This is a genomic window from Salinicola sp. JS01, assembly GCF_030284585.1.
Taxonomy (GTDB): domain Bacteria; phylum Pseudomonadota; class Gammaproteobacteria; order Pseudomonadales; family Halomonadaceae; genus Salinicola.
The window spans coordinates 968,192-980,778 of record NZ_CP127244.1 but is presented as its reverse complement, the minus strand read 5'-3'; the positions used below and the strand labels follow the sequence as shown (position 1 = coordinate 980,778).

The 12,587-nt window shown below is 58.6% G+C and carries 12 protein-coding genes; 3 read left to right on the top strand and 9 right to left on the bottom strand.

Going from position 1 to position 12,587, the window contains the following annotated elements:
• From QO259_RS04450 to QO259_RS04415, 8 genes are all read right to left on the bottom strand, one after another.
• Positions 1-2,391 (bottom strand): DNA/RNA helicase domain-containing protein, encoded by a 2,391-nt coding sequence (locus tag QO259_RS04450; protein ID WP_285951960.1) that lies wholly within the window; start codon positions 2,389-2,391, stop codon positions 1-3.
• Between the two features lie 151 nt (positions 2,392-2,542).
• Positions 2,543-2,743 (bottom strand): hypothetical protein, encoded by a 201-nt coding sequence (locus QO259_RS04445; RefSeq protein WP_285951959.1) that lies wholly within the window; start codon positions 2,741-2,743, stop codon positions 2,543-2,545.
• Positions 2,744-2,811: 68 nt separating this feature from the next.
• Positions 2,812-3,078, bottom strand: a complete 267-nt coding sequence (locus QO259_RS04440) for a hypothetical protein (protein WP_285951958.1) — start codon at positions 3,076-3,078, stop codon at positions 2,812-2,814.
• 12 nt (positions 3,079-3,090) lie between these two features.
• Positions 3,091-4,587, bottom strand: a complete 1,497-nt coding sequence (gene trbL / locus QO259_RS04435) for a P-type conjugative transfer protein TrbL (RefSeq protein WP_285951957.1) — start codon at positions 4,585-4,587, stop codon at positions 3,091-3,093.
• A 13-nt stretch (positions 4,588-4,600) separates the two neighbouring features.
• A complete protein-coding gene (gene trbK, locus QO259_RS04430) occupies positions 4,601-4,831 on the bottom strand; it encodes an entry exclusion lipoprotein TrbK (RefSeq protein WP_224104327.1) in 231 nt (76 codons plus the stop codon).
• Between the two features lie 10 nt (positions 4,832-4,841).
• The gene (gene trbJ, locus QO259_RS04425; protein WP_285951956.1) at positions 4,842-5,609 is read right to left on the bottom strand and encodes a P-type conjugative transfer protein TrbJ; all 768 of its coding nucleotides are present in this window, start codon (positions 5,607-5,609) and stop codon (positions 4,842-4,844) included.
• 286 nt (positions 5,610-5,895) lie between these two features.
• The gene (gene traI, locus QO259_RS04420; RefSeq protein ID WP_285952728.1) at positions 5,896-7,506 is read right to left on the bottom strand and encodes a TraI/MobA(P) family conjugative relaxase; all 1,611 of its coding nucleotides are present in this window, start codon (positions 7,504-7,506) and stop codon (positions 5,896-5,898) included.
• A protein-coding gene (locus tag QO259_RS04415; RefSeq protein ID WP_285951955.1) for an IS3 family transposase occupies positions 7,507-8,669 on the bottom strand; the annotation gives its coding sequence in 2 pieces (ribosomal slippage) (positions 7,507-8,411 and positions 8,411-8,669; 1,164 coding nt in all). It abuts the gene before it with no gap.
• Between the two features lie 513 nt (positions 8,670-9,182).
• Between QO259_RS04415 and QO259_RS04410 the strand changes: the two genes are divergently transcribed.
• Entirely contained in the window at positions 9,183-9,812 is a 630-nt protein-coding gene (locus QO259_RS04410; RefSeq protein ID WP_285951954.1) for a hypothetical protein, read from the top strand.
• 20 nt (positions 9,813-9,832) lie between these two features.
• Here QO259_RS04410 and QO259_RS04405 read toward each other — a convergent pair whose 3' ends face one another.
• Entirely contained in the window at positions 9,833-10,345 is a 513-nt protein-coding gene (locus QO259_RS04405) for an opioid growth factor receptor-related protein (RefSeq protein ID WP_285951953.1), read from the bottom strand.
• Between the two features lie 219 nt (positions 10,346-10,564).
• On the opposite strand from QO259_RS04405, the gene QO259_RS04400 reads away from it, so the two are divergent.
• Positions 10,565-11,521, top strand: coding sequence for a restriction endonuclease (locus QO259_RS04400; protein ID WP_285951952.1), 957 nt, complete (start codon positions 10,565-10,567; stop codon positions 11,519-11,521).
• 219 nt (positions 11,522-11,740) lie between these two features.
• A complete protein-coding gene (locus QO259_RS04395) occupies positions 11,741-12,490 on the top strand; it encodes a helix-turn-helix domain-containing protein (RefSeq protein ID WP_285951951.1) in 750 nt (249 codons plus the stop codon).
• The last annotated feature ends 97 nt before the right edge of the window (positions 12,491-12,587 follow it).

Below are 12,587 nucleotides of genomic sequence, written 5' to 3'. Positions count from 1 at the left end.
TCACAGCACGGAAAGAAATTCACCGATGACCTTCAGATCCTCAAGCTCGTCCTCGAGCACGATGTCCTTGTAGCCGAAGGCGTTGGTCTGGGGCTTCAACACGATGCGCTGGTTCACGAACTCGCCGTACTCCTCGACCTTCTCGCTCTGATACTGCTTGATCGTGAAGCTACCGCCGTGGTCCGGGTCCTCGATGGCGCGATGCTGCACCACGACGACCTTGCCTTGTCGTGTGCCACCGGGGTTGGCACGGAACAGGCACCAGGCGCCATTGGGGATGCGCCGGTTCATCGACTCCCCCACTACCCGGCTGACGAACAGGTCGGGGCTCGCACGCATGAAGTCCGGCAGCTCGACCCAGTGCTCGGCGTCTGCGATTTGCATCTCGCTGAACTCGCCGGCGGCGATGCTCAGGTCGTAGACGGGCACATGGCGCTCGAACGGCACTGCCTCATCACGCGTCACGATGGGAAGGTGCAAGCCTTCCAGCGTCTCTGCCTCTTCAGACGGGTTCAGTCGTTCGGCCGCTGCTTGAGAGCGAGCATAGGCCGCGAAGTACTCGCGGGTCTCGGGGTCCGTGGCATAGACGTAACAGCCCTTCTGGCCCCGTGTCATCAGCGTGCGATAGGTGTTCTTGATGATCTGGTCGGCCAGGGCACGGGCATGCTCGGGCTGCTCCTTGAGCATCTTCTTGTAGCCATGCACCGAGCGGTCCTGCCCTGCCCGCTTGGCCGCGTCTGTCACCACGCGGCCGTCCCGAATCACGAAGTCTTCCCCGATGATGACGCCGACGTAGTCGAACTCGAGCCCTTGGCAAGTGTGGATACAGCCGACCTGCTCTGCTGATCCATCGGCGATAGCCCACAGCATGCCGTCGTCATCTAGGTTCCACTGGGCCGCGAAACCATGTTCGGGAAACACGATGTCCATGGCCTGCTTGTCCTTCTTGCTAGCCCAGGGCCAGCAGTAGCCCGCCACCATGCGTGCCTTGTTTGCCTTGCGGTTCTTCTTGAGAATCGAAAGGCGCATGGCACTCGGGTCATCGAACACCTGGAAGTCGTAGTCGATGTCCTCCAGGTCGGTGTTGGCCGTGGTGCGAATCTGAAGGGCGTGATCGAGCCAGGCTAGATAGCCATCCGAGCCGTTGCAGCGAAACTGCGATGCCAGCTCGAGCTCGTGGACATCGGCGCCGCACTCGGCCGCACGCTGCCGGATCTCCTCGACCGTGCCGACGTCTTTCAGCGTCACGCGCTGCGCCTCATCGATGAAGAAGATCGAGAAGCGTGACGCGGCGATCACCTCCTTGATCTGGCTCTCGCCCCGGTTCTGGTACATGCCCGACTTTTCGTTCAGCCGGTGCGCCTCGTCGACGATCAGTGCATGGAAGGTATCCGGCTCGGCGTTGACGTAGCTGCCCGAGCCCTTGAACAGGTTGTCGATGTGGGTCTTCTTGCGCGTGCCGGTCAGCTTCTTCTTGAAGACCTCACGAGGGGCCGAGTTGCGCGAGACGTACTGCGTCATCATCTCGCGCTTCGTCAGCTCAACCAATAGGTTGATGGCCACCACCGACTTGCCGGTACCTGGCCCGCCCTTGACGATCAGGCACTGCTTGCTCCCGCTGGCCGCGCGATGCGCAAGATCGATGGCGGTTTCATAGACCAGCTTCTGGTCGTCGATCATCAGGAACTCGGCGTTACCCTGCATCATCGAGGCCAGGGCATCCGCCAGGTTCTTGCTCGGCTTGATCACACCGTGCTCGATGCGATACATGATGTTGTCGCTATCGCCGTACTTGATGTGCTGGCTGAGAAATGCCGAGAGCTTCAGGGCATCCGGCGAGATGAATACGGGCGCTCGACCGGTGTGGTGGGAGTAGAAGGCATCATTGATGGCGTTTCCCTGCTTCATGTTGTGCAGGTAGGCGCAAGGCATCAGTTGGATCGACTCCGACCGCACCGTCTCGTTGTAGTCTTTGATGAGGTCTGCGTAGGACCACGCTTGATACGAGGGATGATTGGTCTCACGCACTCCTTTGCCCAGGCGAGTCTTGACGATGGCATCCTTCTTCGTCGTCTCGACGGACTCCCACTGCTTCAGCTCGATGATGACAGCAGTATCGGCCCGCTGGGGATTCTTACCGGTGAGAATGAAGTCGACACGCCGATTGGTCAACGGGATGTTGTACTCGATCGCCACACCCGCAGAGGCCGGGATACCTTCATCGAGCAAGGCGCTCATCATGAAGCGCAGCGAGTTTTCCCAGGACAGAATCTCATTACGGGGCGAGTTGCGGTTTAGCCGGCGTGCCACCTCGTTATTGATAGTGTCGGTAATGACATTGGCGCGCACATCATCGATGAACTGCTGCTTGGTGGCGTTGTAGACCAGCATACCCTCAAAAGTTCCCTTTTCGGTCAGTTAGTTATAGGTTTCTCGCATGAATGCATTTGACAATTATGCACGCTAGCGGCTGCAACAGCACGGATCAGAACTAAAAGGCTGAGAAGGCTTGGGTCAGTGCATACGGGCTTCGGTTCCCAGCCTAACTATCTGTTTTTCGCCGTTTCAGCTCTACCCGCGCCCAAGCAGATGCTTCGGCCATGTCCCGCCGCAGTTCATCCAGTTCTTCGGAAGTCAGCCACCGAACCGCCGGCTCCCCGCTTTCTGGGTGCGCCTCGCCGACCTGCTCGACGGTCTTGCCTTCCAGCTCTTTACGCTGTTGTCGGCGTGATTGTTCGCCCATGTCCCCCTCCTTGCGGAAAGGCGGCCATTGGCCGCCTGGGCTATCGCTGGTCAATGACTCCCATAATGTCAGAAGCCAGTATCGGAAAATCCCGCCGCCTCTGAAAACGGGATTCTCCCGGTTCCAGCTCCTACATCGTTGCTAGTATGCGTGCTGCGTGGTGCCTCCTCGCGGCCCGAGTGGGCCGGACGGTTCACGAAAGCGGCAATCTCTGCACCAAAGCTCCTCTCTTCCTCGACCGATAGCTCGACAGCCGGTACGAAAGCGGCTTCTGTGTAGGCCTCCCTCCCTTCATCGAGCATATCCAGGGCTACCATAAAATGACGTTGTTTCATCGTGGGCTCTCCTTAGATGTCCTGCTGGTCACGGTTCACAAAGCTGGCAATCTCGTCATTACGATCCTGTTGACGTTCACTACCACCCAAGCTGTCGCTGTCGAACGAGGGAACAGAATCATCCGCTTCTGCGACCTCACTATCCCCTTCCGGCTTCATGCTCGCGCGGATGGAGGACGCCGTGCGGCCACCAGCGGTTTGATCAACCTTGCCCTGGAACTTCCCAGCCATCTTCGACCCAACCCCTTTAGCTAGCTCGCCAGCCGTTCCCGCGCCCAAGGATGCTGCTCGCTTGAATCCGCTACCGCCACCAGATCGGGAGCCAGAACCAGCGAAACCAGCCGCCTGCGCAAATGGGGTGTCACCGGAGCCAGCTTCATCTCCGGTGGAGCTGCTGCCACTCCCACCACCGCTGCTGTCACCTCCAGTGCCAAAGCTCGGCATGTCAGCTCCAGACCCCGACATATTGGACTGGGCCTTCTCGAAGGCAGCCTTGATGGCTGACCCGCCACCTACTGCATTCGCCGCACCGCCCAACATCGCGTTCCCAGCCATCTTACCCGCCGTGAGGGCCATACCTGCCGCTGATATGGCTGCTCCTACCGCAGCACCGGCACCAAATGATCCGATGCCCATTGCTCCCACGCTGCCACCCGACACCAGGCCGGAAATCATCGGTGGAATCTTGTTAACCAGAAATAGCAGGATCACCGAAACGACCAGCATCACGACCAACTCCTGGGAAGCCATGTTCTCGCTCATCTGCGAGTAGTAGTGAGTAATAAACTCCCTACCGATGGCGACCAGGAGCACCATTGCCATCAACTGAGCCGCTATGCCGAGAATAGCCTTGTAATAGTTGATCGCCATGTCTGATGTCCAACGGGAGCCGCCAAACCCCAGGAAAAACACTCCTGCATAAAGCAGTATCCAACTGGCGGCTAGCAGCAGGAGCAGGTTGACGGAAATGATCGCCAACACCAGCAATACGGCCAAGGCCATACCTTCCATCACCAACGCAGTGGCAAACTGTTTCCAGCTCAACTCTGACGTGGCCTTCACTGTCTGGTCGTACAGTTCAAAACCGATATCGAGGATGCTGGACGGCCCCAAGTTGCCGTTGGAGAGGCCACCGGCTTGTGCCCCAAGGGTTTGCAATGACTGTACGATGGTTCCCGCGATGTTCATGCCCTGAGTCGCGTTCGTCAGCAACCACCAGAAAAAGCCTGTAAAGATGGTGAAACGAACAAGCTCGGCAAAGAACTCACCAATGTCGGCCTTGCGCAGCGCCATCATGCCGAACGTCCACACCATCGAGATCACTACCAGGGTCCAGAACAACCGACTGGCGGCCGCTTCTATGGCAGGCCCCCACGTTGATGCCGCGGAATGAAAGCGATCCAACACATCATCCATGATGTTGCTGCTGGATAGCTCCTGAGCCATTGCGGTATCGGACAGCATGACGACGGCCATCACGCCCAAACCACCAAAAACGAATCGTTTCATGCAACGCCCTCCCTCAATACCTGTCGGGGGAGCTGGGTTCGAATTCCCATTCCCGCATGCGTTGGGCCTTCTCGAACGACCGACAGGCTTCGGTAAAGGCTTTTCGGTTCGATTCTCGGCTCAGCTCGCGGATAGTCTGCTGAAACGCAACTGGCGCACACGTGATCGCACTCGCCTCTGGTACCGTTTCCTGTTCACAACCTACCAAGGCAACAGCTGCCACAAGTGGGATGATCTTCTTCATCGCGGCCTCCTTAATAGCGATCTGTTGCGCTAGGTTGGTAATTCCAGGTACGCATCTGACTTTCCCGCGCTTCCCCTCTGGCGTTTGCATCCAGTTCGGCGGCGAGACGAGCGGCTTCAGCGTTCTGCTGAGCAATCAGCAAGCTGCGGATTTGCAGAAGTTGGTTCGCTTGGTTGCTGGCGAGCTGGTTGGCGTAACCAATGGCGGCAAGCTGGCCATCCGCGCCCTGAGCAGCAGATTGCAAACGTTCAAGCTGTCGAGCATCTGACGCCAAGTTATCTTGTTGCTGATCCAGCCCCCGGAAGAGCGCATCGTTGGCCGCTTTTTGCGATTCAGACGCCAGGCGACGATTTTCATCCATCGCAGCGCGTTCGGCATCCGTGCAACCTCCGCCATTGAAGCAGGGGGAACTCCGGTAATACGCTACGTCCTGGAACTTGCCCAGATAGGCATCGAGGCTGCCGAGCTGATTCTGGTAATGCTGAAGTGTATTGGTTGCTTGGATCAGATCATTAATCGTGGATTGTGTCCTGTCCCAGATATAAGCCGCTGGAGCCATGGTGTTTTGCAACTGGTTTTCATACTGCTGCAACTGAGTCTGATACTGCTCGATCAGCTTAAGGGTCTGGGCCACAGATTCCATTGCAGTCATGATGTTCTGTGACAAGTTGCCACCATCGATGACAGGGATGCCTGCTTGGGCAGGCATGGACGCGGTTAACGCCAAGGACATGACTGCGACAGGAATTTTAGCCGCTAAAATTCTTTCTCTTCTCATGATTGAGTGCTCTTAGCTTCATCGTGACTAAGTTGCACTCACCAACCTGTAGCGGCTCGCTCATGAAGATTGCGAGCCACTACCCCTACCGGAAAACCCGGCGGTGAAGTGTGGACCTCTACAGGGATAGCTCGTCACTTACTATCCCGGCGTCCGACCTGCGCGACACCGTCAAAACGCGCGGCCAATGGTTGTTGAACATCGGTGTCATTGTCCTGGGGTACGGTTAGGCTTCCCAAGGGTTAATCGCATCTACCGTTTGTTGCCGACTTCCAAAGGGAAAGCACTATAGTGAACGTCCCTTTTGCTGTCTTTTTGCCCTCTTGGCGTCCATCTCTGCCCGTAACTTGGCTTTGCGACGCTCCTGCTCGCTCGGCCCCCGTGGGGGCGGTGTCGGCGTGTTGCTCGCTTGTCCCTCAAGGTGAAGTACATCGGTCTGGGATAGCGATTGCAGCCGGTTCCGGCGCACTGGAGGAGGCGGCTGACCGATAGGCGGCACGCCCGCTTGCTTGCTTCGGGTCTTGGCCTGGGCGGTGTTCTCGCCGTTCGCCAGGGCTTGGCGGCGACGTTCCAGCCCGGAGTCCGCAAACCGGATAGGCAACTGTCCATCCGCTGCCGCCTTGATCACCCGCGCTTTGAACTCCGGCGAACCGTTCACGGTGATGCGCTCGCCGTAGCGTTCCATCGCCATCCTTAGCGCGATCTGGATGCCTGTCTGGTCGGACTCCCTGGATACCTGGAGCCGGTCGCCATCGTCGCGTACGGCGCTGGCCCCGGCCCGGTAAATGATGGTGCCCTTCTTGGTGATGCTGTCGATCACCGGCACATGGCCGGGCTTCGCCTGTCCCTCCCCCTTCAAGGTGTTGCCCTTGAGGCCCTGGGCGGCCTCTCTGGCTCGCAACGCGGCCAGGGCCCCGGTATCGCCCTGCAAGGCTTCCCGTTTTAGCCAGTCTGCCCAGGTGCGGCGCCCGTGGGCCTCATGGATCGCCTGGCGTTCCTCACGGTACTGCTTCTGGATCGCGTCAATGTCGGCTTTCAGGGCGCTGCTGGCCTGCGCATACAGCACCTTCTTGGTCAGCCTGCCGCTGGTGAGCTTGATGGCCGCCCGCCGGGCCTTGCCCTTCTTCTTGGCGTTCTCAATCCGGCGGTTTTTCTGCCGCCGGGCTTTGTCCAGGGCCGCCGTCTTGTTGGCTGCCGCGCTCTGCTGTTCTGATTTGAACCGGGCGTAAAGCTCGATGGTGTTTACCCGCAGCCGTACCGGATCTTTGCGGTACTGGCGGCGGGGCTTGCCCTGTTGCGCCTGGTCAGGCTCGAACGGGCCGAAACGGGCCTCCAGCTTCGGCTTGGAGAAATCCCGCCCCAGGGTGCTCGCCTTGACCGCCGCGTCATCACCGGCCACGACAACCAGCCCATTCCCCCGCGCCCGGAGTTCCAAGCCGTTGTCACGCATGACATGGTGTAGCTCAGCCCAGGACCGCGCGGTTTTGATGTCGTCCAGGCACTCGCGCTTGATCCAACCGATCAGGCTTTCAATACCGGCATGACGCTCCATGTCGGCGGCTCGCGACTCGGCCCCGCGTCGGCGCGGCATGTGGTTGTCCTGCTGCAACCCGTAATCCCGTTCCATGACCTCGCACAGCTCGGCCAGCGTCTGGTGTGGGTAGTAGGGTTCGTGGATGATGTTGCGCGTCGGGTGGATCTTGTTAACGGCGATATGGATGTGCAGGTTGTCGGTATCGTTGTGAACGGCACTAATGCGCTGATGCTCTCCAAAGCCCAGCCCCTTGCAAATACGGTCCTCGATGGCCACCAGGGTATCGGCCTCAACCTGTTCCCCGGCCCGGAAGCTGACAATCAAGTGATGGGTTGATCTTACCCAGCAATCGTGAACACCGATCTAAGCGATCATTCGGGCCTCGAAGGCCTCCGGGCTGATCATCCCAATCGCACTGTGCCGACGCTGCCGGTTGTAGTCCATCTCGATATACTCGAACACGTGCCGCCGCATGGCGTCCCGGGTCTCGAATCGCTCGCCATGGATCGCCTCGACCTTGAGGCTATGGAAGAAGCTCTCGGCACAGGCATTGTCGTAGCAGTTGCCCCTGGCACTCATGCTGCACTTCAGGTCGTGTCGGGTCAGCAGCGACTGGTACAGGGTCGAGCAGTACTGGCTACCGCGATCCGAGTGGACGACGACCTTCTTGGGCATCTTACGGCGCCACAACGCCATCTGGAGCGCGCCCCCGGCCAGGTCGGCAGTCATTCGCTCGCTCATCGCCCAGCCGATCACCTTGCGTGAGAACAGATCGATCAGCACCGCCAGATGGAGCCATCCTTCACCGGTCGCCAGATAGGTGATGTCGCCGACCCATTTCTCGTTCGGCGCCATGGAGGTGAAGTCTTGCTCCAGCAGGTTGGGTGCCACTGGCAGCGAGTGTCGCGAGTTCGTCGTCGCCTTGAACTTGCGCGCCGCCTTGGCGCGAAGTCCTTGGCGTCGTAGGCTGGCAGCGACAGTCTTGCGATTCACCGCCAGACCATCGTGAACTAGGTCCGGCACCAATCTGGGGGCGCCTGAGCGCCCCTTCCGGCGCTTGAAGGCCTCGGCCACTCGCTGGTCGAGAACCGCCTGCTGGCGGCATCTCGGGGACGGTTCACCACCACACTGTCGCCAGGCGTAGTAGCCACTGCGAGCCACCCCGAGAACTCCGCACATCCGCTGGATGCTGAATGCCTGACGATGCTGGTGGATGAAGGCGTACTTCACTTGAGGTGTTTGGCGAAGTACGCGGCCGCCTTTTTTGTGATTTCAAGCTCTTCCGACTTCTCGGCCAGTTGCCGCTTGAGCCGGGCATTCTCGTCGGCCAGTGCTTGCTCACGTGCTGAAGCGCTTTGCTGCTGTTGGGCCTTGGCTCGCCATTGGTAGAGCTGGCTGGACTGAAGGCCAAGCTCTCGGGCGGCGGCACTAATGCCAACGCGGTCAGCGAGTGCCAGCGCCTCGGCCTTATAGTCCTGAGAGTAGCGGGTACGGGTCTTCTTCATCGAAGCTGCTTGCCTTGCCATGGGTCACCTCGTCTCAGTGTACTGCCTTAACGGGGTGTACACTGCTGCTGGGCAAGATCATTCACCCCAGGACGTAACCTAAGGACACCTCATACGACTCTCCTTTTATCCCGTCCTACTTCACCAAAACCCGTTAATCCCCTGTGGTGTGGCGGCTCCATCCGCTGATGCTGACCATCATCGTTTCCCAGAATCAGTTGGATCTCTCGACCAACACGTCCTAATCACCGACATAGCGCACAGCGGCCCGAGGGCCGCTTTTATGCTGTTGAGACAGGGGATTCATCGGGCGGCGCCGTCAAACGCCGTACTGGGCGATTCAGGATGGCTGGTGATCGCAGTCTGCCTGCCGTTCCAGTTAGCTCAAGTATCGACGCTACCTGCCGATCTATAAAGCTATTACCAATCCCACCTACACTGGGCGGCTGGAGATGCCGATAGTGTCGATTCTCGCCTGGCCGCTCAGCGTGCCCATGGTGGTCACGGCTTTATTACTGACCAGGGAGGTCACCCATGAGGTCTTCACCCAACAACCGACTCAACGCCATCATGGAGGCCCTGCTGGCCGCCCATAACGACGCCCAACAGCTGTCGCGGTCCTCGCTGCATCGCATGCCAGAGTTCTTCATGGCCATGCGGGTAGCCGACTACTTCGCCGAGCACTTCGACAACTTCGGCTATCGGCTGGAAGCGCAGGTCAAGCGCACCTTCGAGGCCTCGGACATGCAAGTCGACGACATCACCGAACTGCTCCGGGAACCCGACCTGCGTCCCGAGGGGCGTTTCGACCTTGTACTGCACACGGGCAAACGGGGACGCACCGCGCATATCCTGGAGTTCAAGCGGGGCGATGCCATGCGGGGGTTGATCAGCGATATCCGCCGCCTGGCCAAGGTCAGCCGCCATGCCGGGCGACATAGCCTCAAGACCAACTACCTGGTGCTGACTCGCCGTTGTCCACCGAACCGGGATACCTCTGACCGATTAATCGAACGACTCGGCAATAGGCTGCACACTGAGGGCCTAGACGATCTCGACGTGAACCTGATCGCCTCCGAACCACAGCACCCGTTCCTCAATCATGATCACCTACCGATGAGCAATCGCGCGTTCCAGATCGTGATCCTCGAGATCCAGGGGTAACGGGTATCAGTCACACGACCTCAGGGCTGGTTGGCCGCTCGCCAATAGGCCACTGACTGCTCGGACACCACGCCATGGGACGTGCCGATCTCAATCATGGCCCGCTGAAAGGCCGCCGCCAGCTCAGGCTGGTGGCAAAGATGCAGACTGCGGATGATCCGCGAGATGCGCAGGTGGTTGTGGCCACCGCGCTTGAGCCAGATATGCTCGCGCATGTTGAGCTCGGGCAGCGCCTCAATGCATAGCTTCTCACGACTCAGTCCGAAAAACGTCAGCATTACGTCCAGCGAGTGCTGCTGATTCGTCTTCAGCGATTTGTCATTGGCGAACACCTCCCGCGCCTCTTCGTCCAACAGCGGCGCAAAGCCATTGAACCGCCCTGCTTCGGGGATCGGAAACAGCCACTGGATGTAATCGTGAGAGTGTTCCAACCAGAAATGCGAAAGCGACCAGATATCTCCAATAGCTCGGCCATTGTGGTCGGTGCTCTCTCCTTTATAGAAGCGGATCAAAGGGCTGGGCGTTGCCTGCATCGATGACTCCTGCGCAAAAGTGTTAATCCTGACATACCCCCTACGTCACTAATCCACGCCTGCGATCTCCTTAGAATGCCAAGATTGCAGGCCGCATGCGGTGTGGCCTGGCACGAACCATACCGGAACGGTTGAAAGACCCGAGCAGGTAGTACCGATGGAGGGGGCGACTAATGGTACTGTAAGCCTTCCCAACCCATTGAATGGTAAGAAAATCGCATGTCACTCCAAGTCTTTGCCTTCGCCAAGGTCCCGAGCGAAGTGCGTCCCTCCCTCTATAACGCGATACGTGAAGGCAAGTCACGCTTCGGCATGTGGGACCAGGAAGTCTCGCTCCGGGAACAGACACACGGCGCCAACGGCTTTCTCCTCGACATTCGGCCCGGTGACTGGATTGTCCACGTGAACCTGCCGGAATACGGCCGTTGTGTCGCGGTACAGGTCACCGGGGAGTACGGCTTTGACGAAGGCCTCAGCTGCTCATGGGGGCACGACTTATGCAACTATCTGCCCGTCGATCCAAGCACTATCACCGAGTTCTCGCGTAACGACCCCAATGTCCTGCCCTCGGTGAACCTGAAACCCATGCGTCGTGGGCAGCGGGTGCGCAAGGTAGACGACTTTCTGGCCAGCCTGGAAAACCTCAGGCACAGCCGATATGACAGCCATGCCACGGGGGCCAAGGGGGTCATTCACCTCAGGGAGCGCGTGAATCAGGAGATCCTGCCCCGGCTCACACGAGCCATTCAGGAAATGAACAAAGGCAAGGAGTTCGAGAAGTTTCTGCACGAGGTGTTCAGTCAGATGCCACACACCGTGTCAATCAAAAACGGTTTTGGCTGGCGAACCGATCATGGTGCAGACCTGATCGTGGACTTCCAGAATCCTGTCGCAGGCGTAACGTTGAACACGCGCCTAGTAGTGCAGGCCAAGTCCTTCACGGGGGACCACCACGACCTTCATGCCGTCGATCAGATCGTTGAAGGGATGGAAACGTACAAGGCGGACGGCGGGCTCCTCATCACCACGGGCAATGCTACGGAAGCGCTGGAGGCTTACGTCCTCAGTCAAAGCGAAGAAACTGGCAGAACGATCGACCTGATCGCCGGAGTCGAGGTAGGACGGTTCGTCATGCGACACGCTCCTCATCTGCTGATCGGCGAAGCAACACTGTAGCAAGTAACTACCGGGCCAATACCTGCACCCCAAGCTTGGCGCCATAGATTGCTACATGGCCCCTCGTCCTCGTCCATCAGCCCTCACCCAAGTCTCATGACGCCCAACCACGAACTCAAGCACGGCACACATTCGGAGCCACACACTTAGTCTAGACAAGGGGCTAGCCTGCCAATACGATAACGTATAACCCAAAACCTGACTTGGAGCCAGCTGAGCATGAGCGATGAGAGCACGATAGGCACGAGACTCCGCGACCTCATGGAGACTGCTCGGGTGAGTGAGAACGAGCTTGCACGCCGCGCTGACGTTCCTCAACCCACCATCCACCGCATCTTGAAAGGCACCAGCAAGTCGCCGAGGATCTCCAACCTAGAGAAAATCGCTAAAGCCTTGGGCACCACTACTGGCTATCTGGCCTACGGTGATTCCACCCTCCGCCCCCCTCGGGCTGGAGCCACGCTGAGCGCCATGGGCACTCTGCTGGGCCCGATAGGTTCCGTATTGAGCCCAGTAGGCTATGCGATTGATGCGATTAGCGGAGTACAACAAAGGTCGGCGACCCGTGTGTATGACTACCCATGCCTCGAATGGTCACAGACCGGGACGTCAGACGCAGTAGCCGCGGCTGCATCTAACAAAAAAAATTCAATGGAACCAAGCGCCTGCAAGGCCAAAGGCATTGGCTTCTGGCTGCATGTCAAGGGAGATGCCATGTCAGCCCCTCCCGGGGTTTCTCCAAGCCTGCCTGAAGGCATCAAAGTGCTTTTCGATACAGGGCTGGGGAGTGCACCTGGCAAACTGGTGCTCGCGCAACTCGCGAATACGCCGGAGCCCACCTTCCGCAAGCTCATCGAAGATAGCGGCAAGAGTTACCTTCAGCCGCTGAACCCTTCCTATCCTTTGATTTCGCTAGAAAAAAACTGCTCAATCCTGGCTGTCGCTGTCGAAGCCAAGACCCTTCTCTAATCCCTCTCCTGACATGGCATTGGCTAATCACGCCCGACTAATACACAAACGCATTGACCATCCAATTCATTTAGGTATTATCAGTATCAGCTGTTTC